General features: G+C 63.9%; 22 protein-coding genes. 11 read left to right on the forward strand and 11 right to left on the reverse strand.

Features of this window, described 5'->3' with window-relative positions:
* Positions 1-24 precede the first annotated feature (24 nt).
* Both J6497_RS16655 and J6497_RS16660 read right to left on the reverse strand, forming a co-directional pair.
* Positions 25-705, reverse strand: a complete 681-nt coding sequence (locus J6497_RS16655; protein ID WP_225705351.1) for a DUF1345 domain-containing protein — start codon at positions 703-705, stop codon at positions 25-27.
* A 246-nt stretch (positions 706-951) separates the two neighbouring features.
* Positions 952-1,872 carry a polyprenyl synthetase family protein gene (locus J6497_RS16660; RefSeq protein ID WP_225705352.1) on the reverse strand — a complete coding sequence of 307 codons (921 nt, stop codon included), beginning with the start codon at positions 1,870-1,872 and terminating at the stop codon, positions 952-954.
* Positions 1,873-2,057: 185 nt separating this feature from the next.
* Between J6497_RS16660 and mtgA the strand changes: the two genes are divergently transcribed.
* The 3 genes from mtgA to J6497_RS16675 all read left to right on the forward strand — a co-directional run bounded on the left by mtgA (position 2,058) and on the right by J6497_RS16675 (position 3,877).
* Entirely contained in the window at positions 2,058-2,729 is a 672-nt protein-coding gene (gene mtgA / locus J6497_RS16665) for a monofunctional biosynthetic peptidoglycan transglycosylase (protein WP_225705353.1), read from the forward strand.
* 148 nt (positions 2,730-2,877) lie between these two features.
* Positions 2,878-3,060, forward strand: a complete 183-nt coding sequence (rpmF, locus tag J6497_RS16670; protein ID WP_007598106.1) for a 50S ribosomal protein L32 — start codon at positions 2,878-2,880, stop codon at positions 3,058-3,060.
* Positions 3,061-3,235: 175 nt separating this feature from the next.
* A complete protein-coding gene (locus tag J6497_RS16675; RefSeq protein WP_225705354.1) occupies positions 3,236-3,877 on the forward strand; it encodes a hypothetical protein in 642 nt (213 codons plus the stop codon).
* Between the two features lie 187 nt (positions 3,878-4,064).
* Here J6497_RS16675 and J6497_RS16680 read toward each other — a convergent pair whose 3' ends face one another.
* Complete coding sequence (locus J6497_RS16680; RefSeq protein ID WP_225705355.1) at positions 4,065-4,364, reverse strand: hypothetical protein; 300 nt, start codon at positions 4,362-4,364, stop codon at positions 4,065-4,067.
* A 247-nt stretch (positions 4,365-4,611) separates the two neighbouring features.
* Here J6497_RS16680 and J6497_RS16685 point away from each other — a divergent pair, with 247 nt between their 5' ends.
* Positions 4,612-6,303: a putative bifunctional diguanylate cyclase/phosphodiesterase gene (locus tag J6497_RS16685; RefSeq protein WP_225705356.1), complete on the forward strand. Its 1,692-nt coding sequence runs from the start codon at positions 4,612-4,614 to the stop codon at positions 6,301-6,303.
* 195 nt (positions 6,304-6,498) lie between these two features.
* Here the strand turns inward: J6497_RS16685 and phaR are convergent, their stop codons facing one another.
* Positions 6,499-7,104: a polyhydroxyalkanoate synthesis repressor PhaR gene (gene phaR / locus J6497_RS16690; protein WP_225705357.1), complete on the reverse strand. Its 606-nt coding sequence runs from the start codon at positions 7,102-7,104 to the stop codon at positions 6,499-6,501.
* Between the two features lie 322 nt (positions 7,105-7,426).
* Here phaR and J6497_RS16695 point away from each other — a divergent pair, with 322 nt between their 5' ends.
* From J6497_RS16695 to yddG, 3 genes are all read left to right on the forward strand, one after another.
* The gene (locus J6497_RS16695) at positions 7,427-8,605 is read left to right on the forward strand and encodes an acetyl-CoA C-acetyltransferase (protein WP_225705358.1); all 1,179 of its coding nucleotides are present in this window, start codon (positions 7,427-7,429) and stop codon (positions 8,603-8,605) included.
* A 176-nt stretch (positions 8,606-8,781) separates the two neighbouring features.
* Positions 8,782-9,507: an acetoacetyl-CoA reductase gene (phbB, locus tag J6497_RS16700; protein WP_225705359.1), complete on the forward strand. Its 726-nt coding sequence runs from the start codon at positions 8,782-8,784 to the stop codon at positions 9,505-9,507.
* Positions 9,508-9,603: 96 nt separating this feature from the next.
* Positions 9,604-10,470: an aromatic amino acid exporter YddG gene (yddG, locus tag J6497_RS16705; protein ID WP_225705360.1), complete on the forward strand. Its 867-nt coding sequence runs from the start codon at positions 9,604-9,606 to the stop codon at positions 10,468-10,470.
* Positions 10,471-10,653: 183 nt separating this feature from the next.
* On the opposite strand, the gene J6497_RS16710 is transcribed toward yddG, so the two are convergent.
* The gene (locus J6497_RS16710; RefSeq protein WP_225705361.1) at positions 10,654-11,082 is read right to left on the reverse strand and encodes a cupin domain-containing protein; all 429 of its coding nucleotides are present in this window, start codon (positions 11,080-11,082) and stop codon (positions 10,654-10,656) included.
* Positions 11,082-11,849: a hydroxyacylglutathione hydrolase gene (gene gloB, locus J6497_RS16715; protein ID WP_225705362.1), complete on the reverse strand. Its 768-nt coding sequence runs from the start codon at positions 11,847-11,849 to the stop codon at positions 11,082-11,084. Before gloB ends, J6497_RS16710 begins: the two co-directional genes overlap by 1 nt.
* Before the next feature lie 255 nt (positions 11,850-12,104).
* Between gloB and J6497_RS16720 the strand changes: the two genes are divergently transcribed.
* The gene (locus J6497_RS16720) at positions 12,105-12,833 is read left to right on the forward strand and encodes a methyltransferase domain-containing protein (RefSeq protein ID WP_225705363.1); all 729 of its coding nucleotides are present in this window, start codon (positions 12,105-12,107) and stop codon (positions 12,831-12,833) included.
* A gap of 153 nt (positions 12,834-12,986) precedes the next feature.
* Here J6497_RS16720 and J6497_RS16725 read toward each other — a convergent pair whose 3' ends face one another.
* The 5 genes from J6497_RS16725 to J6497_RS16745 all read right to left on the reverse strand — a co-directional run bounded on the left by J6497_RS16725 (position 12,987) and on the right by J6497_RS16745 (position 20,287).
* Complete coding sequence (locus J6497_RS16725) at positions 12,987-13,709, reverse strand: DUF4167 domain-containing protein (RefSeq protein WP_225705364.1); 723 nt, start codon at positions 13,707-13,709, stop codon at positions 12,987-12,989.
* A gap of 460 nt (positions 13,710-14,169) precedes the next feature.
* The gene (gene prmC / locus J6497_RS16730) at positions 14,170-15,051 is read right to left on the reverse strand and encodes a peptide chain release factor N(5)-glutamine methyltransferase (RefSeq protein ID WP_225705365.1); all 882 of its coding nucleotides are present in this window, start codon (positions 15,049-15,051) and stop codon (positions 14,170-14,172) included.
* Positions 15,052-15,150: 99 nt separating this feature from the next.
* The gene (gene prfA / locus J6497_RS16735; RefSeq protein WP_225705386.1) at positions 15,151-16,236 is read right to left on the reverse strand and encodes a peptide chain release factor 1; all 1,086 of its coding nucleotides are present in this window, start codon (positions 16,234-16,236) and stop codon (positions 15,151-15,153) included.
* A 48-nt stretch (positions 16,237-16,284) separates the two neighbouring features.
* Positions 16,285-18,552 carry a phosphoenolpyruvate--protein phosphotransferase gene (gene ptsP, locus J6497_RS16740; protein WP_225705366.1) on the reverse strand — a complete coding sequence of 756 codons (2,268 nt, stop codon included), beginning with the start codon at positions 18,550-18,552 and terminating at the stop codon, positions 16,285-16,287.
* Positions 18,553-19,033: 481 nt separating this feature from the next.
* Entirely contained in the window at positions 19,034-20,287 is a 1,254-nt protein-coding gene (locus tag J6497_RS16745; protein ID WP_225705367.1) for an aspartate kinase, read from the reverse strand.
* A gap of 171 nt (positions 20,288-20,458) precedes the next feature.
* On the opposite strand from J6497_RS16745, the gene J6497_RS16750 reads away from it, so the two are divergent.
* The 3 genes from J6497_RS16750 (at position 20,459) to J6497_RS16760 (ending at position 22,751) form a co-directional block, all read left to right on the forward strand.
* Complete coding sequence (locus J6497_RS16750) at positions 20,459-20,926, forward strand: PH domain-containing protein (RefSeq protein WP_225705368.1); 468 nt, start codon at positions 20,459-20,461, stop codon at positions 20,924-20,926.
* Between the two features lie 14 nt (positions 20,927-20,940).
* The gene (gene ubiG / locus J6497_RS16755; protein ID WP_225705369.1) at positions 20,941-21,690 is read left to right on the forward strand and encodes a bifunctional 2-polyprenyl-6-hydroxyphenol methylase/3-demethylubiquinol 3-O-methyltransferase UbiG; all 750 of its coding nucleotides are present in this window, start codon (positions 20,941-20,943) and stop codon (positions 21,688-21,690) included.
* A gap of 161 nt (positions 21,691-21,851) precedes the next feature.
* Positions 21,852-22,751, forward strand: coding sequence for an EamA family transporter (locus tag J6497_RS16760; protein ID WP_225705370.1), 900 nt, complete (start codon positions 21,852-21,854; stop codon positions 22,749-22,751).
* The last annotated feature ends 69 nt before the right edge of the window (positions 22,752-22,820 follow it).

Here is a 22,820-nt window from a genome sequence, read left to right on the forward strand (position 1 = left end):
CGGCCGCTCTCAAAACTGTAAACCCTAGATCGCGCTCGCCGCGATATTGACCATCAACGCCAGCAGCGCCGTGTTGAACACGAAGGAGATGATGCCGTGCACGGTGGCGGTGCGGCGGATGATCCTGTCGGTGATGCCGACGTCGGAGACCTGCGCGGTCATGCCGATCACGAACGAGAAATAGACAAAGTCCCAATAGTCGGCTTCGACATGGTCCTTGCCGCTGGGAAACTGCAGACCGCCGGCTTCCTTCCCGCGATAATATTCGTGCGCATAGTGCAGCGAAAACGCAGTGTGGATCAGCGCCCAGGATAGCGCAATCGTGACGATCGCGAGCGTCAGCGCTTCCGGGCTGTTCTTGGAGGCGCCGAGCTCGAAGATGATCGCGGCAAGGCTCGCGAAAGCGCCGAGCGCGGTGACAAGCAGGATCAGGAAGCGGCCGTCATCCTGCAGGATCGCATTGCGGCGGATGTAGGCGATGCTGCACTTGGACATCATCGTCAAGGCGAGGGCGAGATAAAGCGCGACGAAGATGTCCCAGCCGATCAGGAGCCGCGTCACCGGCCGCCACGAGGCCGGTAGCACGAAGAACGCGGCGACGCCGACTACGACCGAGATAAAGGTGCGCGGCCGCGAATACACCACGCGCACGAGGCTCGGCAGTTTCCGGAAACGAACAAGGTGTTCCTCGAATTCCTTGCTCATCGTCCGCCTCGTTGCCATCAAACCTGATGGTTGCCCTTGGAGATCAAGAAGCGGGCTCGGATGCACCTGGCCCCGCTTGCGGGGAGAGGTCGAAATTCAAGCGCAGCTTGAATTTCGGGTGAGGGGGAGTCTCCGCGCATTCATCTCTCACCGTGTTCGCGGAGAGAGTCGCTCACCCCGGCCCTTTCCCCGCAAGAGCGGGCGAGGGAGAAGTTCCGTCACAAAACCGTCTCTCTCTCTCTCTCTCTAATTCTTGCGCTCCGCGACGAACCGCGCTGCCGCGCGCAGCACGTCGCCCTTTGCTCCGAACACTGACAAGGCGGCATCGGCGCGCGCCAGGAGATCGCGGACGCGCTGCTTGGCGCCCTCGATGCCGAGTTGGGTGACGAAGGTGGTCTTGCCGAGCGCCGCATCCTGGCCGGTCTGCTTGCCGAGCGCGGCAGCGTCGCCCTCGACGTCGAGCAGGTCATCGGCGATCTGGAAGGCTTCACCGAGCGCGCGGCCGAAATCGTCGAGCGCCTGGTATTCCCTCTCGGAGGACTGGCCGAGGATGGCGCCGGCGATGCAGCCGAAGCGTAGGAGTGCGCCGGTCTTCATCTGTTGCAGCCGCGCCACGTCCACCGGCTCGCGGTCGCCGAACCGGCCCTCGCCGGCAAGGTCGAGCATCTGCCCGCCCGCCATGCCGCCGACGCCGGAGGCGCGCGCCAGCGCGCGGGTCAGTGCCAGCCTGACGCCCGCATCGCGATGGATCTCGTCGCGCGTGATGATATCGAAGGCAATCGTGAGTAGGGCGTCGCCGGCGAGGATCGCGGTCGCATCGTCATAGGCCTTGTGCAGGGTGGGACGGCCGCGGCGCAGATCACTATTGTCCATCGCCGGCAGGTCGTCATGGATCAGGGAGTAGCCGTGGATGCATTCGAGCGCAGCGCCTGCCATCAGCGCAGCGTCGCGCGGCACGCCGAACACAGCAGCGCTTTCGACCACCAGGAACGGCCGCAGGCGCTTGCCGCCGCCGAGACTCGAATAGCGCATGGCCTCGATCAGCCGCTTCGGGCGAACGATCTCGTCCCGCTCCACGGTGTCAGCCAATAGTTTCGCCAGCAGGGCCTCGGTATCGTCAGCGGTCTGGTCCAGCCGCTTGGCGAATTCTGCAGTACCGGTCGTCATTAAGAATTGCTCCAGGTCGGATTCCGGGGCGGACAATCGTTGATGGCACCGGCTTCGTCAATTCCGCTAGGCCGAAGGCTGCGCCTTAAAAGCGCTGGAAAAACCACCCAAATGTCGCGAAATCTCATCCGAAACCGGCCAATATTGCCGGCAGCGCCGACCCGCTTTCAGCCGGAACCTCCAATTTGCGTATTGTCCGGATCCTTTTGCTGCTGCTGGTGGCTGGGCTGCTCGTGCCCTACGTGCTGACGCCGCTTTACCGGTCCGGCCATCCGGTCTCGACGCTGATGGCGTGGCGCACCCTGAAGGGCGCGCCGGTTAGACGGCAATGGGTCGATTTCAACGCGATCTCGCCGTATCTCCCCCGCTCGGTGGTGGGGGCGGAGGATTCGAGATTCTGCAGCCATCGCGGCATCGACTGGGACGCGCTGCAGGATGCGATCGACGATGCCGAAGACGGCGCGCCAGGCCGCGGCGGCTCGACGATTACCCAGCAGGTCGCCAAGAACCTATTCCTGTGGCCGGGCCGCAGCATGGTCCGCAAGGCGCTGGAACTGCCGCTTGCCATGTGGATCGATTTCGTGCTGCCAAAGCAGCGGATCCTGGAAATCTACCTCAACATTGCCGAACTCGGTCCGTCCGGCCAGTTCGGGGCCGAGGCCGGCTCGCAATATGCCTTCGGCCGTTCGGCGGCGACCTTGTCGCCGCGCGAGGCCGCGCTGCTCGCGGCGATCCTGCCCAACCCCGTCAGGCGCAGCGCCCGCAATCCCAGCCCCGGCGTACGCCGCCTCGGCGCGACCTATATGGCCCGCGCGAGCGCGGTTCAGCGCTGCTGGCGCGAAAATCGCGGCCTTTGAGCTGATTTTGGGCTGTTTTTGGCGCGTCAGGCTCTAGCCTTACACCATCCGTTCCTCTATAAGCGCGGCCTTATCGGCATCGCAGCTCGCTTTTGACGCGCGTCCTTCATTTCGGACGATGCCTCCGCAACACCGCTAAAGGACCGTTATGGCTGTTCCCAGAAGAAAAACCTCGCCGTCGCGTCGTGGCATGCGCCGCTCGGCGGACGCGATCAAGAAACCGACCTATGTCGAGGACAAGGATTCCGGCGAACTGCGTCGCCCCCACCACCTCGACCTCAAGACTGGCATGTACAAGGGCCGGCAGGTTCTGAAGAAGAAAGAATCCTGATCCCGGCGGATCGAAGACATTTGGATTCCCGGCTTTGCAACCTGCAAGGCCGGGTTCACAATTGATTGGGCCCGCCTGACATCGGCCAATGAGTGCGATACGGTTTGCGTCGGCACGTAGAGCGTGATCCGGAAGGCGTTTCGCTCTTGGTTTCCATCGCTAAGGCCTCGCTCGCATGGTCGGTTTTCCGCTGCTGCTGATTCCGCTCGCGGTCTACAACATCATCGTCTTCCTGATGCCCGGCGTTTCTCTCGCCGATCCGTTGCTGACGGTGACGCTGATGTCGGGGGCGGAATGGCCGGTGACGCTGAGCGACATCCTGCTCGCGCTCGGCATCGTGCTGCTGCTGCTCGAGGTCATCAAGGGCGCGCGCCCAGGCGCCAAATTCGTGATGGATCACTTGCTGTCGCTGATCGTGTTCGGCGCGGCAGCCGCCGAATTCATGCTGTGGCCGAAATTCGGCACGTCGACCTTTGGTTTACTGACGCTGCTGGCGCTTGTGGATTTCATCTCCGGGATTGCGCTGCGCACCCGCCGTGCTGCACGTGCTTCCGCAAGAGGGGTGCAGCAGGTCGAGCCGGAGCCAGCGCCGCCGTCGCGACCCGCGCCGGCCCCAGTCCCGCAGCCGGCTCCTGCGCCGGCGCCATCACCAGCTGCCTCAACAGCGCCCGCGAACACGGTACCGGCGGCAGCGTCGGTCGCCGAATCGGTGCTGCAGGATCATTCGAAGCCGACGCACCCCCAACCCACGGTCGCCTCCCCCGACCTGCAGCCGGGCCGCAATCCGCCTACCGAGCCCGATCACGAACGGCGCTGACTGGTCGACTGTAGGATCAGCGCGTTCACCCTCCCCTGAAAGGGGAGGGTCGGATCGCATGTAGCAAAGCGAAATGCGAACCGGGGAGGGGTTAACTCTCTCCACTCGGGCAGTATATCAGCGGAGAGACCTGACCCCTCCCCGCCGCTCATTTCATTCCCGTCGACCCTCCCCTTTTAGGGGAGGGTTAAACCTGACCGGCCATCAGATGATCTGGCGCGTGCGGCGCACCACGCCGCGCCTGCGGGCGGGGGGCATAGGCGGTCCGCGCATCCGCAAGCGTCCCGCGCCGCAGCGGACGGGTCTGCGGCGTCAGCGCCGCGGTCGCGATCAGCTGGGTCACGAAGCCCGCATCAGGTCGTGGCAGCGGCCGTTTGGATACGTAGTGCAGGGATTCGGTCACCGGCACGAGTTCAACGGAGGCGACTGTGGCACCGGTCGAAACCTCGCCCTCCAGCACTTGCCTTGATCCGCCGGCTTCCGGCATCGTTAATCCCGCTCGATTGTCACGTTTCGGGACGCTACCATCCCCTTCAACCTGAACTCGCAAGGTCCATGCCGGCGCACGAACTTTTGTTCCCGGCGTCGGCAAAACGTGGTTTCCAGATTATTTATGAACTTTACCTAAGGTCTGACAGGAAACAGAGGCACACTCCAAGCTTGGAATCACTTACCCACTGTCACGTGCGTCGGTCGTATCCACTTGGCCGTGTCCTGAAACGAGGCGACAGCAGATGCCTTCCATCCCGCCAGCCGCCGACATCCTGGCTTCGCTCGGCCAAGTGACGTTTGTCTGGGACATCGCCTCCGATGCGCTGGTCTGGAGCGACAATGTGGCCTCGGTTTTCCCTGATCTTGCGCCGGAGGCGCTTGCGAGCGGCGCGTCCTTTTCCAGGCTGATCGAGCCCTCGCACACAATTCGCTCCGATGCGCTCCTCGGCCAACCTGCGCCGTTGCGCAGCGGCGAAGGCATGCCCTACCGCATAGAATATGGCGTGCGCGCCAGCACCTCGGCGCCCGTGATCTGGATCGAGGAAACCGGCTGCTGGTTTGCCGGGCGCGACGGCCGGCCGGTGCGCGCCCAGGGCGTGATCAGGATCGACAACGAGCGCCATGCCCGTGACGAGCAGCTTGTGAAGCTGTCGCGGCACGATCCGCTCACCGGCGAACTCAACCGCACCCACCTGATCGCCTCGCTCGCCGCGGCGATTGAGGAAGCTACGCGCTTCCGTTCGTCCTGCGCTTTCATGCTGATCGGCATCGACCATCTGGCGCGCATCAACGACGCCTTCGGCTTTGATGTCGCTGACGCCGTGATCGCGGAAATCGGCAAGCGCATCCGCGCCCGCCTGCGCGGCGGCGACGTGCTGGGGCGATTCTCCGGCAACAAGTTCGGGCTGATCCTGCGCAACTGCACCGCCGACGATACCAATGTTGCCGCCGAGCGCTTTCTCGCGGCCGTGCGCGAGGAGATCGTGCCGACCAAGTCCGGCCCCGTTTCGGTGACGGCGTCGATCGGCGCGGTCAGCGTGCCGCGCCATGCCCGCAATGCCGATGAGGCGATCAACCGCGCCCAGGAGGCGCTCGACATCGCCAAGAGCCGGCGCGCCGGCTCGTTCCTGCTTTGGAAGCCGAATGTCGAGCGCGACGCCCAGCGCCGCGTCAACATCCGCGTCACCGACGCGATCGTCACCGCGCTGAACGAACGGCGCATTGTGGTGGCGTTCGAGCCGGTGGTCGAGGTGCAGTCGCGGCAGCCCGCTTTCTACGAGTGCCTGGTGCGCATGCAGCAGGAGGACGGGCAGGCGCTGTCGGCGCCCGACATCGTGCCGGTTGCCGAGCGCCTCGGCCTGATCCGGCTGGTCGATCACCGTGTGCTCGAGCTTGCGGTAGCCGAGCTTGCCGCTTCGTCCGAGGTTCAGCTCAGTCTCAACATCTCGCCGGACACCACCATGGATCCGGACTGGCTCTCCGGAATCGAATCGCTGATGGCCGCGCATCCCGGCATTGGCGAGCGTCTGATCGTCGAGATCACGGAGACGGTGGCGATCCGCAATCTCGACGAGGTGCGCGGCTTCGTCACGCGGTTGAAGAATTTCGGCAGCCGGATCGCGATCGACGATTTCGGCGCCGGCTACACCTCGTTCCGTAACTTGCGCAAGCTCGGCGTCGATATTGTCAAGATCGACGGCGCCTTCGTGCAGAACATCGCGCATTCCGCCGACGACCGCGCCTTCGTGCAGACATTGCTCGACCTCGCGCGCCGGCTCGGCATCAAGACCGTTGCGGAATGGGTCCAGGATGAAGCGTCCGCGACAATGCTCCGCGACTGGGGCTGCGACTACATCCAGGGCCGCCTGATCGGATTGGCCTCTCCGAAGCGACCATGGGACGCGGCGGACAAGGCGATGCCGGCGGCAGGCTAACGGCCTGTCATTCCGGGGCGATGCGATAGCATCGCTCCCCGAATCCATTCACCCGTTCGCGCAAGTGGCCCAATGGATTCTCTGATGTGCAATCGCACATCATAGTTCGCGCGGAGCCTGTCATCGGGCCGCGCTTTTGCGCGGACCCGATGGCACGCCCCGGAATGACGAACTCAGTGGCAGAGTTGGAAGACCCTATTCTTCCTTTTTTGTCGTCGTCTCGCGCGACATCCGCTCGAGGCGCTCCTGCATCTCTTTCATCTGACGGCGCAGGTCGTCGATGTTCTTTTCATCCGGCGGCGGCTCCGGCACTTTCTCGGGCTCGGGCGTTGCGGCTCCTGTGCGCGGCGGCGCGAATGGCTTGAACATGGAGAAGGTCTGCTGGAACAGCTCCATGTTGCGCCGAACCTGTTCCTCGAGCGGCGCGAAGGGAGTTCCGCTCAGCGTGCTTGCGATCTGCTTGCGGAACTTCTCCTGCTCTTTGGTCAGTGTGTCGATCGACTGCTCGAGATATTTCGGCACCACCATTTGCATGCTGTCGCCGTAGAAGCGGATCAACTGCCGAAGGAAAGTGGTCGGCAACAGGTTCTGGCCGGCCTTGTTCTCCTGCTCGAAGATGATCTGCGCCAACACCGATCGGGTGATGTCGTCGCCGGTCTTGGCGTCGTAGACGAGGAAATCCTCGCCCTCCTTCACCATTGCGGCGAGATCCTCGAGCGTCACATAAGTGCTGGTTCCGGTATTATAGAGCCGCCGGTTGGCGTATTTCTTGATCGTCGTAGGGTGTTCTGATTTTGCCATGGGGGCTCACATATCAACACCAAGGGGGACCCTTTGCAGCATTGCTGCAGGGGTGATGCACACGCATCGCAGCAAAGGTAAGCATTTTCAAAGCCGCTCGGCAACGATTTGTGCGGCACGGTTAATTCCAAAGCATAGTTATTGCTCAGGAAAGCTCCAGCGGGGTCAATTTAAGTGCGCCGCGGCAGGATTCGGCTGTCGGGCCGATTGACATGCATCAAGGACGTTAACAGGATGAGGTCGAAAGACAGGCCCGCGTCCGGCCGCCGCCCGCCGCCAAGCTATCCGAAGGCCAAAACCTCAAGCTTCTTAGGAGATGCCCATGTCAGACGATGTCGTCATCGTCAGCGCCGCCCGCACCCCGGTCGGCAGTTTCAACGGTGCGTTTGCCAACACTCCCGCTCATGACCTCGGCGCCATCGCCATCAAGACAGCGCTGGAGCGTGCGGGCGTCGAGCCGGGCCGCGTGTCCGAGGTCATCATGGGTCAGATCCTGACCGCCGCGCAGGGCCAGAACCCAGCCCGCCAGGCCTCGATCGTCGCCGGCATTCCGGTGGAAAGCCCGGCCTGGGGCGTCAACCAGCTCTGCGGCTCGGGCCTGCGCTCGGTCGCGCTCGGCTACCAGGCGTTGGTCAATGGCGATTCCGAGATCGTGGTCGCCGGCGGCCAGGAATCCATGAGCATGGCTCCGCACGCGCAGCATCTGCGCGGCGGCGTCAAGATGGGCGGGCTCGAGCTCGTCGACACCATGATCAAGGACGGCCTGTGGGACGCCTTCAACGGCTACCACATGGGCAACACGGCCGAGAACGTGGCACGGCAATATCAGATCACCCGCGCCCAGCAGGATGAGTTCGCCGTCTCCTCGCAGCAGAAGGCCGAAGCCGCGCAGAAGGCTGGCCGGTTCAAGGACGAGATCGTCCCCGTCACCATCAAGACCCGCAAGGGCGACGTCGTGGTCGACACCGACGAATATCCACGCCACGGCGCTACGCTCGACTCAATGGCCAAGCTCAAGCCCGCCTTCGAGAAGGACGGCACGGTGACCGCCGGCAGCGCGTCCGGCATCAATGACGGCGCCGCCGCCGTGGTGCTGATGACGGCCAAGCAGGCGGCCAAGGAAGGCAGGAAGCCGCTGGCGCGTATCGTCTCCTGGGGCCAGGCCGGCGTCGATCCGAAGATCATGGGTACCGGCCCGATCCCGGCTTCCCGCAGTGCACTGAAGAAGGCCGGCTGGAACATCGGCGATCTTGACCTCATCGAGGCCAATGAGGCGTTCGCGGCGCAGGCCTGCGCGGTCAACAAGGACCTCGGCTGGGACACGTCCAAGGTCAACGTCAACGGCGGCGCGATCGCGATCGGTCATCCGATCGGCGCATCCGGCGCCCGCGTCCTTGTGACGCTGCTGCACGAGATGCAGAAGCGCGACGCCAAGAAGGGCCTCGCCACGCTGTGCATCGGCGGCGGCATGGGCATCGCGATGTGCATCGCACGCGACTGAACAAGAGGCAGCATGCCGGGTTGAATGATGAAAAGATCGTCTGTCAACCGTAGTGCAAGCTGATAAGAAAAATGCCCGGTCTCGTGCCGGGCATTTTGCATTTTGGAGCATGACTTGAATTTCAAAAGACCGGCACAATGTCGGCTTACAAAAAGGCGACCAAGGAGGAGACGGACATGGCACGTGTTGCATTGGTAACCGGAGGCACGCGAGGCATCGGCGCTGCGATCAGCAAGGCGTTGAAGGCGGCCGGCTACAAGGTCGCGGCGACCTATGGCGGCAATGATGCCGCGGCGGAGAAGTTCAGGGCGGAGACCGGCATTCCCGCTTACAAATGGGACGTCGCCTCGTTCGATGCCTGCGTCGCCGGGATCAAGCAGGTGGAGGCCGATATCGGCCCGATCGACGTGCTCGTCAACAATGCCGGCATCACCCGCGACACCGCGTTCCACAAGATGACGCTGCAGCAGTGGAACGAAGTGATCAACACCAATCTCGGCTCGCTCTTCAACATGACGCGCCAGGTGATCGAGGGCATGCGCGCCCGCAAGTTCGGCCGCATCATCAACATCTCCTCGATCAACGGCCAGAAGGGCCAGTTCGGCCAGGTCAACTATTCCGCGGCCAAGGCCGGCGACATCGGCTTCACCAAGGCGCTCGCGCTGGAGAACGCCAAGGGCGGCATCACCGTGAACGTGATCGCGCCCGGCTACATCAACACCGAAATGGTGCAGGCGGTGCCGAAGGATGTGCTGGAAAAGAACGTGATTCCGCAGATCCCGGTCAACCGCCTCGGCGAGCCCGAGGAGATCGCGCGCGCGGTGGTGTTCCTGGCTGCCGACGACGCCGGCTTCATCACCGGCTCGACGCTCACGGTGAATGGCGGCCAATATCACGTGTGATGTTCGCTCGCGTCATTGCGAGCGATAGCGGCGAGGCAATCCAGCTTTTCTGATATAGAAGCCGGACTGCTCTCGCATTCGCTCACAATGATATCAATGACCGCCCGCACCGCTACCCTGATCGGCCTGACCGCGATCATCATGTGGTCGCTGCTCGCCGTGCTGACGGTCGCGACCGGCAAGATTCCCGCCTTCCAGCTTGCAGCGATGACGTTCGCGATCGGCGCGCTGGTCGCTTTCGCGACCTTCATCTTTCGTCCCTCCGCGTTCGGCGCGCTGAAGCAGCCGCCGGCTGCCTGGGTCGTCGGTGTTGGCGGCCTGTTCGGCTATCACGCGCTGTATTTCCTGGCGCTGCGCTTTGCGCCGCCCGCGGAAGCCGGGCTGTTGAACTATCTCTGGCCGCTGCTCATCGTGCTGTTCTCCGCGTTTCTGCCCGGCGAGCGGCTCGCGCCGCATCACATCATCGGCGCCATCTTAGGGCTTGTTGGGACGGTGCTGCTGTTCGCCGGCAACACCAGCGGTTTCACACCGGGCCAGATCCCCGGTCTTGCCGCGGCGTTCGTCGCGGCCTTTGTGTGGGCCAGCTATTCGGTGATGTCGCGCCGGCTCAAATCGGTGCCGACGGATGCGGTGGCCGGTTTCTGCCTTGTCACCGCGCTGCTCGCGGCAATCGTGCATGAGATGGTTGAGACCACGGTCTGGCCGGAGACATCAGGGCAATGGCTTGCCATCGCGGCACTCGGGGTCGGTCCGGTCGGCGCCGCCTTCTTCACCTGGGACATTGGCATGAAGCGCGGCGACATCCGCGTGCTTGGTGCGGCCTCCTATGCAACGCCGCTGCTCTCGACCGCGTTCCTGATTGTCGCCGGCTTCGCGCAGCCGACCGCTACGATCGCCATCGCCGCGGCCCTGATCGCGGGCGGCGGCCTGATCGCCGCGAGGGATATGTGGAGAAAGCGGTGAGCATTCTTGCCGCTCGTCATTCCGGGGCGATGCGACAGCATCGAGCCCGGAATCCATGTCTCCAACTGCGCGTACGGCCTGATGGATTCCGGGCCTGCGCCTTGCGGCGCATCCCGGAATGACAGCGGACGGAGTGCTGTTGGCGGGCATGCTACGCTTTGCCCACCCTACGGCGCCACGAAGCTATTTGGGCTCCCAGCCCTTCGGCGCCAGCTCGAATTTCGCGAACTCGAACGCCGGCGCGACGGTGCATCCGACCAGGGTCCAATCGCCGGTGCACTCCGCAGCCTGCCACGCATGCGCCGGCACGATCGCCTGCGGCACTTCGCCGGCTGCGAGATCGGGTCCGAGACGAATCTCGCGCTGTCCGTCCGCATCGGCGATCCGCAAGGTCAGCGCATCGCCTGAGTAATAGTGCCAGATCTCCACCGCATCGACGCGATGCCAATGTGAGCGCTCGCCGTGCGCGAGCAGGAAATAGATCGCGGTCGAGCGCGCTCGCCCGCTCGCATCCGCCTCGTTATCGCGAAACGTCTCGCGGTAATGGCCGCCCTCGGGATGCGGCTTGAGCTCAAGCTGTGCGATGATCTCGGCGGCGGGGGGCTTGGGCATCAGGATTTGTTCTTGCGCTCGCGCAATTCGCCGAACACCTGCGCTCCCTCGGCGCCCTTCATGTGCAGCTTGGCGGCCACCGCCGGCTCGTCGGCGCGCAGGAAGACGTTGGCTTTCTTCTCCTCGCCAAGCAGCGTCGGGATCGTCGGCTTGTTCTCCGCGCGCAGCCGCGTCACCTCCTCGGCGCGCGCATTCAGCGCGGGATTGTCTGATTCCACTGTCAGCGCGAACTTGACATTGGAGGCGGTATATTCGTGGCCGCAATAGAGGCGGAAATCGTCCGGCAGCGCGCGCAGCTTCAAAAGCGAATCCCACATCATGGGATAGTTACCCTCGAACACCCGGCCGCAGCCGATCGAGAACAAGGTGTCGGCGGCAAACACCGCCTTCTCGCCGTCGAACACGTAGGAGATGTGGTCAAGCGTATGGCCCGGCGTCTCCAGCACCCGGGCGAGCAGGCTGCCGACCTTGATCACGTCGCCATTGGCGGCGCGCAGGTCGACATTGGCGATCGCCGTGGTCTTGTCGTGCGGCGCGACGACGCGGCAACCATATTTCTGTTTGAGTTCGGCAACCCCGCCGACATGGTCATGATGATGGTGCGTGATCAGGATGTCGGTCAGATTCCAGCCCTCGCGCTCCAGCGCCGCGATGATCGGGCCGGCTTCCGGCGCATCGATCGAGGCGGTGGCCTTGGTGGCGGGATCGTGGACCAGATAGCCGAAATTGTCGGTCAGGCAGGTGAAGAGACGGATTTCAGCAGTCATGATAGCTCCCGCGAACGGCCAAGGCGTTAAGGCTAACACGCCCTATATGTGCGGGAAATATGGCGTTGACGCCCCCGCGACAATGCAATTTCCGGGAACATGCGCGTGACGGCGCCGCATGATCCAACCGCGGAGGGGCGCGTTGGCGCAAGGCGGGTACCGGTTTTCCCTCGCGACAAACCAAAGCGTTTGCGCGGCGATCATGCTCAAATGATCCAATTTCCATCTGATCGGATCATGCTCTAGGTTGGCTGAATGGACGTCATCGATCTCCGCGATTTCTATTCGCAGCGCCTGGGCATCGTGGCGCGCCAATTGATCAATCGCGGCATCCGCGAGCGATGGCCGAAGGCCGAAGGCCAGCGCGTGCTTGGACTCGGCTATCCCACCCCCTATCTCGGGCTGTTCCGCGAGGGTTGTGAGCGATGCATCGCGTTCATGCCGGCGTCGCAGGGGGTTCTGAAATGGCCGACAGGCAGGCCGGCGCTGGCGACCCTGGTTGACGAATTCTCGATGCCGCTCGCGGACGCCGCGGTCGATCGCGTGCTGCTCGTGCACGCGCTCGAGATGTCGGATGATCCGGAGCGGCTGCTCCGCGAGGTGTGGCGGGTGCTGGCGCCGTCCGGCCGGCTGATTGCGGTGATCCCCAATCGCCGCGGCGTATGGACGCGCACCGACAACACGCCGTTCGGCCATGGCCGGCCCTATTCGCGGGCGCAGATCACGCAGTTGCTGCGGCAGACCTGGTTTACGCCGACGGCCTGGGGTGAGGCGCTGTTCATGCCGCCGGTTGCGGGCAGTTGGTTCCTGCGCTGGGCGATGGCGTGGGAGCGCCTTGGTGCGGCGCTGTCATTGCCGTTCGCGGGGGTCCACATCGTGGAAGCAACCAAGCAGGTCTATCGCGCGATCCCCGCGAACCGCGAACGCGCACGGCTCATCCCCTCGCTGCAACCGGTGCTCGTGCCGTCGCCGTCGCGCGGCTAATTAACGTTGAAGAGTAGAATCGGGTGGGCAAAGCAAAACGTGCCCTCCACCAAGTGCTGCGCTCGTGGTGGTGGGCACGCTTCCGTCGTTATTCGTGGATGGACCGCGGCGTGGAAGTCGCTTTGCCCACCCTACTTTCTTGTCGCGGGCTAACTACTCATTCCCCGGATTGAAGTCTTCGCTCGGCTGCGGCTGTGCGGCGATGTCCGGGCGCGGGCCGTGTGGGCGGCGACGACGGCGCGGGAAGCGCTCGCTACGTTCGCTGCGTTCTCCGCCGCCAGTGCCCTCATGATTGCCATTGACCTGCGGCTGCGCGCCTCCGGTGATGAAGGAGGGCAGGCGGTCGACGCCGCCATTGTCTGCGATCACCGGCTGCGGCTGGTTCTGCGGAAGCGGCTGGTATTGCGGCTGCGGACGATGCTCGCGCTCGCGATGTTCTCGCGGCTGCTGGTCGCGATGATAGGGTTGCTGATTGTTCTCGCGCGCATAGGGCGGTTGTGGCACGAAGCCTGGCTCCTGCCCGAAGCTCGAATAGCCGTCGTCATCGTCGCCCTCTTCGGTCGCCACATCGTTGTTGTCGACGCGGGGCGGCTGCTGCTGATTCTGCCGAAGCTGCTCCTGGGCCGCGGCGATGATGCGGAAGTAGTGCTCGGCATGCTGATAGTAGTTCTCAGCAGCGACCGGATCGCCGGACGAGCGTGCGTCACGCGCCAGCTGAACGTATTTTTCCGCAACGTGGGAAGCGGTGCCGCGGATCTTGATGTCGGGTCCGTTCGATTCGAACACCCGCGTCAACGGGTTCTGACCGCGCCGGTTGTTGTTGTTATTATTGTTGTTCCGGTTGCGCATCCGCTTGTTGTTCTGACCGTTTCTCATGTCTCGCCTTTGTATTCCAGCCCTAAGTTACCAGCGTTGAAATTGCCGTTGCGGTGGACGTTGTCCGTTCAACCGGCGCACACGCCAGCGCGCACCGCATCACGATGCCATTCGGATCAATGTCGAAGTTCGCCAACCATCGCGTTGAGCAAAGACGCGTTCCCCAACCGCCGGCCGGTCGGCCTGCGGATCAATTATTCAGCCTGCCGAGGCAAGCCCAGTTCTCTGACGTAAGTCTTCAAGCGCAATACAGGCTTTCGTTCGCTTGGCGGTCGAGAGCAGCACAGCCCCGGCTATTGCGCTCAAACAGACCTGCGTTTTGGAACCTTTGATCGGCGGGCTCTCGGTGAGAACCCTGGTCTTCACCCGTTAAACGTACGGGGCCAAACCGATGTCATGAGTGGAACGTAGTCGTTCCCGTGGGATATTCCAAGAGGTTTTTTTGCGTTCCAATAGGACTTTATCGCGGCAATTTGCGGCACGCCACCGCCCGTGGGATGCCTGCCAGATCGGCCCTTGGTGGACCGGCCGGGACGAGCCTAGCTGCCGTCATCAAAGCTTCAATCGCCTCGCTCTGTCCGATGCCTGATTCGACAACCAGGGCAGCGCCAGGGACCAGCAAACCGGCGGCCTGCGGGATCAGCGCGCGATAGGCATCCAGCCCGTCGGCGCCGCCATCGAGCGCAGCAAGCGGGTCATGCTGGCGCACCTCGGTCGCGAGGCCGGCAATATCCACAGACGGGATATAGGGCGGGTTCGAGACGATCAGGTCGAAGTGGCCGGAAAGGCTTGAAGCATAGTCGCAGGCGATGAAGGCCGCGCGACCGCCAAGGCCCGACGCCAGCGCATTGGCGTGCGCCGTCTCGAGTGCCTCCGCGCTGATGTCGGTGCCGATGCCCTCCGCCGCAGGAAGCTCGGAAAGCAGCGCCAGCAGGATGGCGCCGGTGCCGGTGCCGAGATCGGCGATCCGCAGCGGCTTTTCCAAAGCTCCGTCCGCACGCAGGATCGAAAGCGCGAACTCGACCACGGTTTCGGTGTCGGGTCGCGGCACCAGTGTCGCAGCGGAGAGTTTTAGCGGCAATCCCCAGAATTCCTTCTGCCCGAGGATGCGCGCGACCGGCTCACCGGCGAGGCGACGGCGAGCGGACGCCTCCAGTTCTGCAGCTTCGCTCCCCGTCAGCGTCCGGCCTGCCGCCGTGATCAGGCCGGTGAGATCGAGCTTGAGCACCGCGCCGAGCAGCATGCGCGCATCAAGCTCGGCTGAATCGATCGCCGCCGATTTGAAGCGCGCCGCGAGCGCGCGTCGTGCTGTTTCGATGGTCTGTCCGGCGAAGTCACTCATGATCCGTAGCCCGGATGGAGCGCAGCGCAATCCGGGACTCGCGCAACCCGCTCCGTCGGCCCTGGATTATGCTGCGCTTCATCCGGGCTACGAGAGCCATCACGCCGCCGCGCCCTGCGCAGCGAGTTGCGCCGCCTGATGCTCGGTGGTCAGCGCGCCGATCAATTCGCCGAGCGCTTCGCCCGAGATCACCTGCGGCAATTTGTAGAGCGTCAGGTTGATGCGATGATCGGTGACGCGGCCTTGCGGGAAGTTATAGGTGCGGATGCGCTCGCTGCGATCGCCGGAGCCGACCTTTTCCTTGCGGTCGGCAGAGCGCGCCGCCTCCGCGCGCTGGCGCTCTGCATCATAGATGCGCGAGCGCAGGATGTTCATCGCGGATGCCCGGTTCTTGTGCTGCGAGCGGCTGTCCTGCATCATCACCACGATGCCGGTCGGGATATGGGTGATGCGGATCGCCGATTCCGTCTTGTTGACGTGCTGGCCGCCGGCGCCCTGCGCCCGCATGGTCTCGATCCGCAAGTCTTCGTTCTTGATGTCGACATCGACGTCCTCGACCTCGGGCAGCACAGCCACCGTGGCGGCGGAGGTGTGGATGCGCCCCTGCGTCTCGGTATCGGGCACGCGCTGCACCCGATGCACGCCGGATTCGAATTTCAGTTTGGCGAATGCGCCGCGGCCCTGCACCTCGGCGATGATTTCCTTGTAGCCGCCGACCGTGCCTTCGCTCGCCGAGATCACCTCGACCTTCCAGCCCTGCAGCGCGGCGAAGCGCTCATACATGCGGAACAGGTCGCCCGCGAACAGCGAAGCCTCGTCACCGCCGGTGCCGGCGCGAATTTCCAGCACGACGTTGCGGTCGTCCATGGCATCCTTCGGCAACAGCGCGATGCGGATCTTCTGCTCGAGCTCGGCAAGGCGCGCATGCAGTGTCTCGAGCTCGGCCTCGGCCATGCCGCGCATGTCTGCGTCCGTTGAGGGATCGGCGATCAGGCTCTGGATGTCGGCAAGCTCGGTGCGCGCGGCGCGATAGGCCTTCACCGCCTCGATCAGCAGATTGAGCTCGGCGAGCTCGCGGGTGATCTGGACGTAGCGTTCCGAATTCACCTGGCCGAGCAGTTCCGCCTCCAGCGAGGCGTGATGGGCGAGCAGGACATCAAGTTTGGCTTCGGGTAGCATGGACAGTTCTCAATCGACGGAAAGGGCAGGGCGGCGTCTCTGGCGAGAGCGTCGCTACAAGATGAGCCCTTCGGCTTCCGCAAATTCCGTCAGCTTCTCGCGGATGGACACGCTGCCGGTCGGCGCGTCCAGAAGCGGGTTGATCATCGCTTCAGCTTTGTTCGCGTCGAGCTCGAGGATCATCGCCTTCACCGGGCCGTGCGCGGTCGCCGACAGCGACAGCGAGCGATAGCCGAGCGCAATTAGCGCCAGCGCGCCGATCGGCTTCGATGCCATCTCGCCGCACAGCGAGGCGACCTTCTTTGTGGCCTGCGCCTTGCGCACGATGTCGCGCAGCGCGCGCAGGATCGGCGAGGACAGGGTGTCGAACCGCTCCGAGACCTTGGCATTGCCGCGGTCGACCGCAAACAGGAACTGGAACAGATCGTTCGATCCGACCGAGAGGAAATCGACCCGCTTCAACAGCTCGTCGAGCTGATAGAGCAGCGCCGGAACCTCGACCATCGTACCGACGTCGACGCGTTCGGGCAGCGAATGGCCGTGCTGGCGCAGATAAGTCAGTTCCCGCTCGACAATAGCCTTGGCCTGATCGAACTCCGTAACGTCCGATATCATCGGGAACATGATCTTCAGCGCACGCCCGCCAGCAGCGCGCAAGAGCGCACGGATCTGGCCGCGCAACAGTCCCGGACGATCAAGGCCGAGCCGGATCGCGCGCCAGCCGAGCGCGGGATTCTCTTCGACCACGGTCTCCATATAGGGCAGCGCCTTGTCGCCGCCAATGTCGAGCGTGCGGAAGGTGACGGGTTTCGACCCCGCCGCATCCAGCACGGTGCGATAGAGCGCGAGCTGGTCGCTGGAGCGCGGCAGGTTCGGGCTTACCATGAACTGCAGCTCGGTGCGGAACAGGCCGATGCCGGCGCTGCCGGTGTCGTCGATATGCGGCAGGTCGATGGTCAGGCCGGCATTGATCAGGAGCTCGATCGGCTGGCCGTCCCTGGTCACGCAGGGTTTGTCGCGCAGCGCCGAATATTGCGCCTGCCGCCGTGCCCGGAACCGGACCCGCTCGGCATAGGCGGATTCGATCTCGGCCGAGGGGCGGACATAGATCTCGCCCGAGAGGCCATCGACGATGATGGCATCGCCAGGATCGGCGATGCCGGGCGCATTCGGCACCTCGCCGACCGCGGGGATGCCGAGCGCGCGCGCCACGATCGAGACGTGCGAATTGGCGGTGCCTTCCTCCAGCACCAGGCCGCGCAATCGCTTGCGGTCATAGTCTAGCAGCGCTGCCGGGCCCATCGCGCGGGCGATCAGGATCGCGTTGTCGGGCAACTGTTCTCGTGACGGGGCGTGGTCCTGGCCGACCAGTTGCCGCATCAAGCGATGGCCGAGATCCTCGAGGTCGTGCAGCCGGTCGCGCAGGTATGGATCGGTCGAGCGCAGCATGCGCGCGCGGGTGTCGGACTGCACGCGCTCGACCGCGGCTTCGGCGGTGAGGCCGGTGGCAACCGCCTCATGCAGCTTGTGCGACCAGCCCTGGTCGTTGGCGAACATGCGATAGGCTTCCAGCACGTCGCGATGCTCGCCGCCGTCGGCGACGTCGCCGCGCTCCAGGAGCCGGTCGAGATCGGCGCGCAGCTTGGTCAGTGCCGCATCCAGCCGCTTGATCTCCTTAGGCAGATCCTCGGCGATATAGTTGGTGATGACGACGCGCGGCTCGTGCAGCACCACATGGCCGAGCGCGATGCCCTCGGAGAGGACGGTGCCGGTCTTGTGCAGCGAGTGCCGCGCCGCCGGCTCGGCGCCCGGCTGCGCCAGCGCCGCCAATTCGCCGGAGGCGATCATCTCCGCCAGCACCATGGCGGTGGTCTGCAGCGCCTCGACCTCTTCCTCGACGTAAGTGCGCTTGGCGCGGTTCTGCACCACCAGAACGCCGAGCGTGTTGCCAGCGCGCAGGATCGGCACGCCGAGGAACGAGTGATAGATCTCTTCGCCGGTCTCCGGGCGATACGAGAAGGCGGGATGGCTTTGCGCGTCGCTCAGGTTGAGCGGCGTGGCTTCACTGGCGACGAGGCCGACCAGGCCCTCATGGGCGCTCAGCACTGTCCTGTGGACGGCGTCGCGGTTCAGACCTTCGGTAGCGTAGAGCTCGAGGGTGTTATCGACGCGCAGCACATAGCACGAGCACACCTCGGCCACCATGTTGGCCGCGATCAGGACCACGATCTTGTCGAGCCGCTCCTGGGCCGAGACCTGCTCCGCCATGGTTTCGCGGAGCCGTCTCAACAGGACGCGGGGACCTCCCGAAGCGCTCCGCATAGATTGAAACCCTCCCCCACATGGCCAGCAAGCCATGTGGCCGGTAGCTGGCGAGAAATTCGACTAATCCAACAATTTTATCCATCGGCGCCGCCGCAAGCTCGCAACCCGGCCGAATCGGATTCGCCAAGACTGTGACACAGTTTGCGGCACCTCCGATCAGGCCGTATAGCCAATCGAGCCTTGTTTTGCCAAGCAAAACGCCTGCCAAAATATATAACGTCTCTGTCAGCCCAATGCTGCGGTAGCTAAGAGAAATTCTTACTCGCAACCGCGAGAAACGTGGGTTGGATCCGCGCGGCAGCTCCGTTCACCTCTCCCATGTCACGTCTCCCATGGGAAGAGGTGGCGGCCAACGGGTGGCGCCGAAGGCGCGCCCGATGACAGGCTCCAGCGCGCGTGAGGGGTTCCGCTCTATCGAGGGACCCCTCACCCGAATTCTCGCTTCGAATTCGACCTCTCGCTTCGGGAGAGGTGAAGATCAAGCCTGGTCGAGGCTGTAGAGGGTGTGCAGCGTGCGCACCGCGAGCTCGGTGTAGGCGGCATCGATCAGCACCGAGAACTTGATCTCGGAGGTGGTGATGGCGCGGATGTTGATGTTGCGCGCGGCGAGCGCGGCAAAGGCCTTGGCGGCGACGCCGGCATGGCTGCGCATGCCGCTGCCGATGACAGAGACTTTCGAGACGTCGGTGGCGCTGTCGAAGCGCTGGTAGCCGATCTTGCTCTTGGCCGCGGTGATGGTGTCGCGGGCGCGGGCGTAGTCGGTCGCGGGAACGGTGAAGGTGAGGTCCGTGGTCTTGCCGTCCTCGGAGACGTTCTGCACGATCATGTCGACATTGATGTTGGCATCCGCGAGCGGGCCGAAGATCGCGGCCGCCACCCCCGGCTTGTCCTCGATCTGGCGCACGGAAATCTGGGCTTCGTCCTTGGAGAAGGCGATGCCGGTGACGACGTGCATTTCCATGATTTCCTCCTCGCTGCAGATCAGCGTGCCCGGCGGCGTGCCATGCGGGTCGACATCTTCAGGCTTGTCGAAGCTGGAACGGACGAAGATCGGCATGTTGTGCACCATGCCGAGTTCCACTGAGCGAACCTGCAGGACTTTTGCGCCCTGGGACGCCAATTCCAGCATGTCCTCGAACGCGATTTTCTTGAGCCGGCGCGCTTTCGGCACCACGCGTGGATCGGTGGTGTAGACGCCATCGACGTCGGTATAGATATCGCAGCGGTCGGCCTTGACGGCCGCCGCGATCGCCACCGCCGAGGTGTCGGAACCTCCGCGGCCAAGCGTGGTGATGCGGCCGGTCTCCGGGTTGATACCCTGGAAGCCGGCAATGACCGCGACCTCCTTCCGCTCCTTGAAGCGGTTCATGATCTTGGTGCCGTCGATATCGAGAATGCGCGCCGAGGCATGCGCATCGGAGGTCTTGATCGGGATCTGCCAGCCTTGCCAGGACCGCGCCTGGATACCCATGCTCTGCAGCGTGATCGCCAGGAGACCCGAGGTGACCTGCTCGCCGGAGGCCACGATGGCGTCATATTCGCGCGCGTCGTGCATCGGCGAGGCTTCGCTGCACCAGGCCACCAGCTCGTTGGTCTTGCCGGACATGGCCGAGACCACCACGGCTACATCGTGCCCGGCATCGACCTCGCGTTTGACATGGCGTGCGACGTTGCGGATTCGGTCGATATTGGCGACGGAGGTGCCGCCGAACTTCATCACGAGGCGGCCCATGACGACGCGTGCATTCCTTGTGAGGATAGGTAGATTGCCCGCGCTTTAATCCAAGCGCGGGGGCTGAAACGCGCGTATACATAGCGAAGCGGCCGGGGGCAAGCGGGTTCCTGCGGCGCTCGGAATCGGCCATGGGGGTGGCTCTGGTGCGGGGTTAACTGAGGCGTTTCCATGGGGCGCTATATCGACGAAATTCTGCAGGCGGACGAGCGGGTGCTGTATTCGACCAATGCGCACTGGGTGTTCTATCTGCCGGCCATCGGCGCCTGGATCGTGGCTGCGATCCTGCTGGTGTTGTCAGGCATGACGACCAATGACGCGCTTATGAAGATCTGCCTTGTGGCAGCGGCAGTGGCGGCGGTCCCGGCGCTCTACTGGACCGTCAAGGCCTGGTTCCATCGCTGGACCACCGAGACCGACGTCACCAATCTGCGGGTCATCCACAAGACCGGTTTCATCACCCGGAAAACGTTTGAGATGAGTCTCGACAAGGTCGAAAGCGTCGATGTCAGCCAAAGCATCATGGGGCGTTTTCTCAACTACGGAGACGTGATCATCAAGGGCGTGGGCGAAGGCAGACAGAAGATCGAGACGATCGCCTCGCCGCTGGCGTTCCGCAATTCCATCACGGCGCGATAGGGGCAACGTGCATCATGGCCATGCAATCTGACTTTTCCGGCACCACGGTCGATCCGGCCGAGGTCGCAAAATTCTCAAAACTCTCGGCGGAGTGGTGGGACCCGCGCGGCAAGATGGCGCCGCTGCACAAGATCAATCCGCTGCGGCTCGGCTACATCCGTGATGCCGCTTGCCGCAAGTTTGACCGCAACGCCAGGAGCCTCAGCTGCCTGTCCGGCTTGCGTATCCTCGATATCGGCTGCGGCGCCGGGCTGTTGTGCGAGCCGCTGGCGCGTCTCGGTGCGCAGGTGATCGGGATCGATCCCTCCGCCACCAACATCGCTGCCGCGAAATTGCATGCCGACAAGGGGCACCTGGCGATCGACTATCGCTGCACCACGGTGGAGGAGATCGACGCGCGCGAGCGCTTCGACATCGTGCTGGCGATGGAGGTGGTCGAGCATGTCACCGATGTCGGCGTGTTCGTAAGGCGCTGCGCGACGATGCTCAAGCCCGGCGGGCTGATGGTGCTCTCGACGTTGAACCGCAACTGGAAGAGCTTTGCGCTCGCGATCGTCGGCGCCGAATATGTGCTGCGCTGGCTGCCGCGCGGCACCCATCAATGGAGCAAGTTCGTCACCCCCGACGAACTCGCGCATCACCTGCAACAGAACCACCTCACCATCACCGACCAGGCCGGCGTGGTCTACAATCCGCTCGCCGACAAATGGAATATCTCATCGGATATCGACGTGAACTACATGGTGGTCGCGGAGGAGGGGTAGGGGCTGATTGCCACACACACGGTGTCCTTGCTGCTTTCGCAGGGCCGACACCGTTTATGCGGCCCGAGCGCAATCCTGTCATGCGCCGCCCGTGTTGACCGCGCGGGCGGCGCCCGCCACGGTGCTTCCGTTTTGCCAGCCCGCCCACGATTCTCCCGCAAATGCTAACGATTTCCTCGCTCTGGATTCCCTTTACCGTCGTCGCCGCGCTCGGACAGGTCGCGCGCAATGCGATGCAGCGGTCGCTGACCGGGCCGCTCGGGACCTGGGGCGCGACCAATATCCGCTTCCTGTTCGGCTTTCCGTTCTCGGTCCTGTTCTTTGCACTGGTCATAACGGCGACCGGCGATCCGCTTCCCTGGCCGCCACAGGTGTTCTGGCCGTGGCTCCTGCTCGGGGCGCTCAGCCAGATCGTCGCCACCGGCTTGATGCTGCTGGCGATGAACGAGCGCTCCTTCGTGGTGACCACGGCGTATCTGAAGACCGAGGCGATCCAGACCGCGATCTTCGGCTTTGTCTTCCTCGGCGATCACCTGACGCTATTGAAGGTGATCGCGATCCTGATCGCGACCATCGGCGTCGTCATCACAGCGCTGCGGCCCGGCGGCGAGAAGGGGTTTGCGGAGGTGAAGCCGACCATCATCGGCCTGGTCGCGGCGGCCTGCTTTGCGCTGTCGGCGATCGGCTTTCGCGGCGCGATCATCACCGTGCCCGGCGTCTCCTTCGTGACGGCGTCGACCTACACGCTGGTGTTCGGCCTGTTCGTGCAGACGCTGGTGCTGTCGATCTATCTGCTCCTGCGTGCGCCCGGTGTGCTCAAGGCGATCCTTTCGCTCTGGAAGCCTTCGATGCTGGCGGGCTTCACCGGCGCGTTCGCCTCGCAATTCTGGTTCCTCGCCTTCGCGCTGACGGCCGCGGCGAATGTGCGGACACTGGCGCTGATCGAAGTGTTGTTCGCGCAAGGCGTGGCGTACTACTCGTTCAAGCAGCCGATCTCGCTGCGCGAGCTTTCCGGCATCATCCTGATTGTGATCGGTGTAGCGCTCTTGATCGCGGCGTGAGCCAGAGCGTTTTCGAGCGAAGTGGGTACCGGTTCGCGGGACGAAAAACGCGTCAAGATAAGAAAGAGC

Source organism: Bradyrhizobium cenepequi (genome assembly GCF_020329485.1).
Lineage (GTDB): Bacteria > Pseudomonadota > Alphaproteobacteria > Rhizobiales > Xanthobacteraceae > Bradyrhizobium > Bradyrhizobium cenepequi.

Coding starts and splice junctions, on each gene's coding strand:
- J6497_RS16655 (WP_225705351.1), bottom strand. CDS start 705: ATGAGCAAGGAATTCGAGGAACACCTTGTTCGTTTCCGGAAACTGCCG.
- J6497_RS16660 (WP_225705352.1), bottom strand. CDS start 1,872: ATGACGACCGGTACTGCAGAATTCGCCAAGCGGCTGGACCAGACCGCT.
- rpmF (WP_007598106.1), top strand. CDS start 2,878: ATGGCTGTTCCCAGAAGAAAAACCTCGCCGTCGCGTCGTGGCATGCGC.
- J6497_RS16675 (WP_225705354.1), top strand. CDS start 3,236: ATGGTCGGTTTTCCGCTGCTGCTGATTCCGCTCGCGGTCTACAACATC.
- J6497_RS16680 (WP_225705355.1), bottom strand. CDS start 4,364: ATGCCGGAAGCCGGCGGATCAAGGCAAGTGCTGGAGGGCGAGGTTTCG.
- J6497_RS16685 (WP_225705356.1), top strand. CDS start 4,612: ATGCCTTCCATCCCGCCAGCCGCCGACATCCTGGCTTCGCTCGGCCAA.
- phaR (WP_225705357.1), bottom strand. CDS start 7,104: ATGGCAAAATCAGAACACCCTACGACGATCAAGAAATACGCCAACCGG.
- J6497_RS16695 (WP_225705358.1), top strand. CDS start 7,427: ATGTCAGACGATGTCGTCATCGTCAGCGCCGCCCGCACCCCGGTCGGC.
- phbB (WP_225705359.1), top strand. CDS start 8,782: ATGGCACGTGTTGCATTGGTAACCGGAGGCACGCGAGGCATCGGCGCT.
- yddG (WP_225705360.1), top strand. CDS start 9,604: ATGACCGCCCGCACCGCTACCCTGATCGGCCTGACCGCGATCATCATG.
- J6497_RS16710 (WP_225705361.1), bottom strand. CDS start 11,082: ATGCCCAAGCCCCCCGCCGCCGAGATCATCGCACAGCTTGAGCTCAAG.
- gloB (WP_225705362.1), bottom strand. CDS start 11,849: ATGACTGCTGAAATCCGTCTCTTCACCTGCCTGACCGACAATTTCGGC.
- J6497_RS16720 (WP_225705363.1), top strand. CDS start 12,105: ATGGACGTCATCGATCTCCGCGATTTCTATTCGCAGCGCCTGGGCATC.
- J6497_RS16725 (WP_225705364.1), bottom strand. CDS start 13,709: ATGAGAAACGGTCAGAACAACAAGCGGATGCGCAACCGGAACAACAAT.
- prmC (WP_225705365.1), bottom strand. CDS start 15,051: ATGAGTGACTTCGCCGGACAGACCATCGAAACAGCACGACGCGCGCTC.
- ptsP (WP_225705366.1), bottom strand. CDS start 18,552: ATGCGGAGCGCTTCGGGAGGTCCCCGCGTCCTGTTGAGACGGCTCCGC.
- J6497_RS16745 (WP_225705367.1), bottom strand. CDS start 20,287: ATGGGCCGCCTCGTGATGAAGTTCGGCGGCACCTCCGTCGCCAATATC.
- J6497_RS16750 (WP_225705368.1), top strand. CDS start 20,459: ATGGGGCGCTATATCGACGAAATTCTGCAGGCGGACGAGCGGGTGCTG.
- ubiG (WP_225705369.1), top strand. CDS start 20,941: ATGGCCATGCAATCTGACTTTTCCGGCACCACGGTCGATCCGGCCGAG.
- J6497_RS16760 (WP_225705370.1), top strand. CDS start 21,852: ATGCTAACGATTTCCTCGCTCTGGATTCCCTTTACCGTCGTCGCCGCG.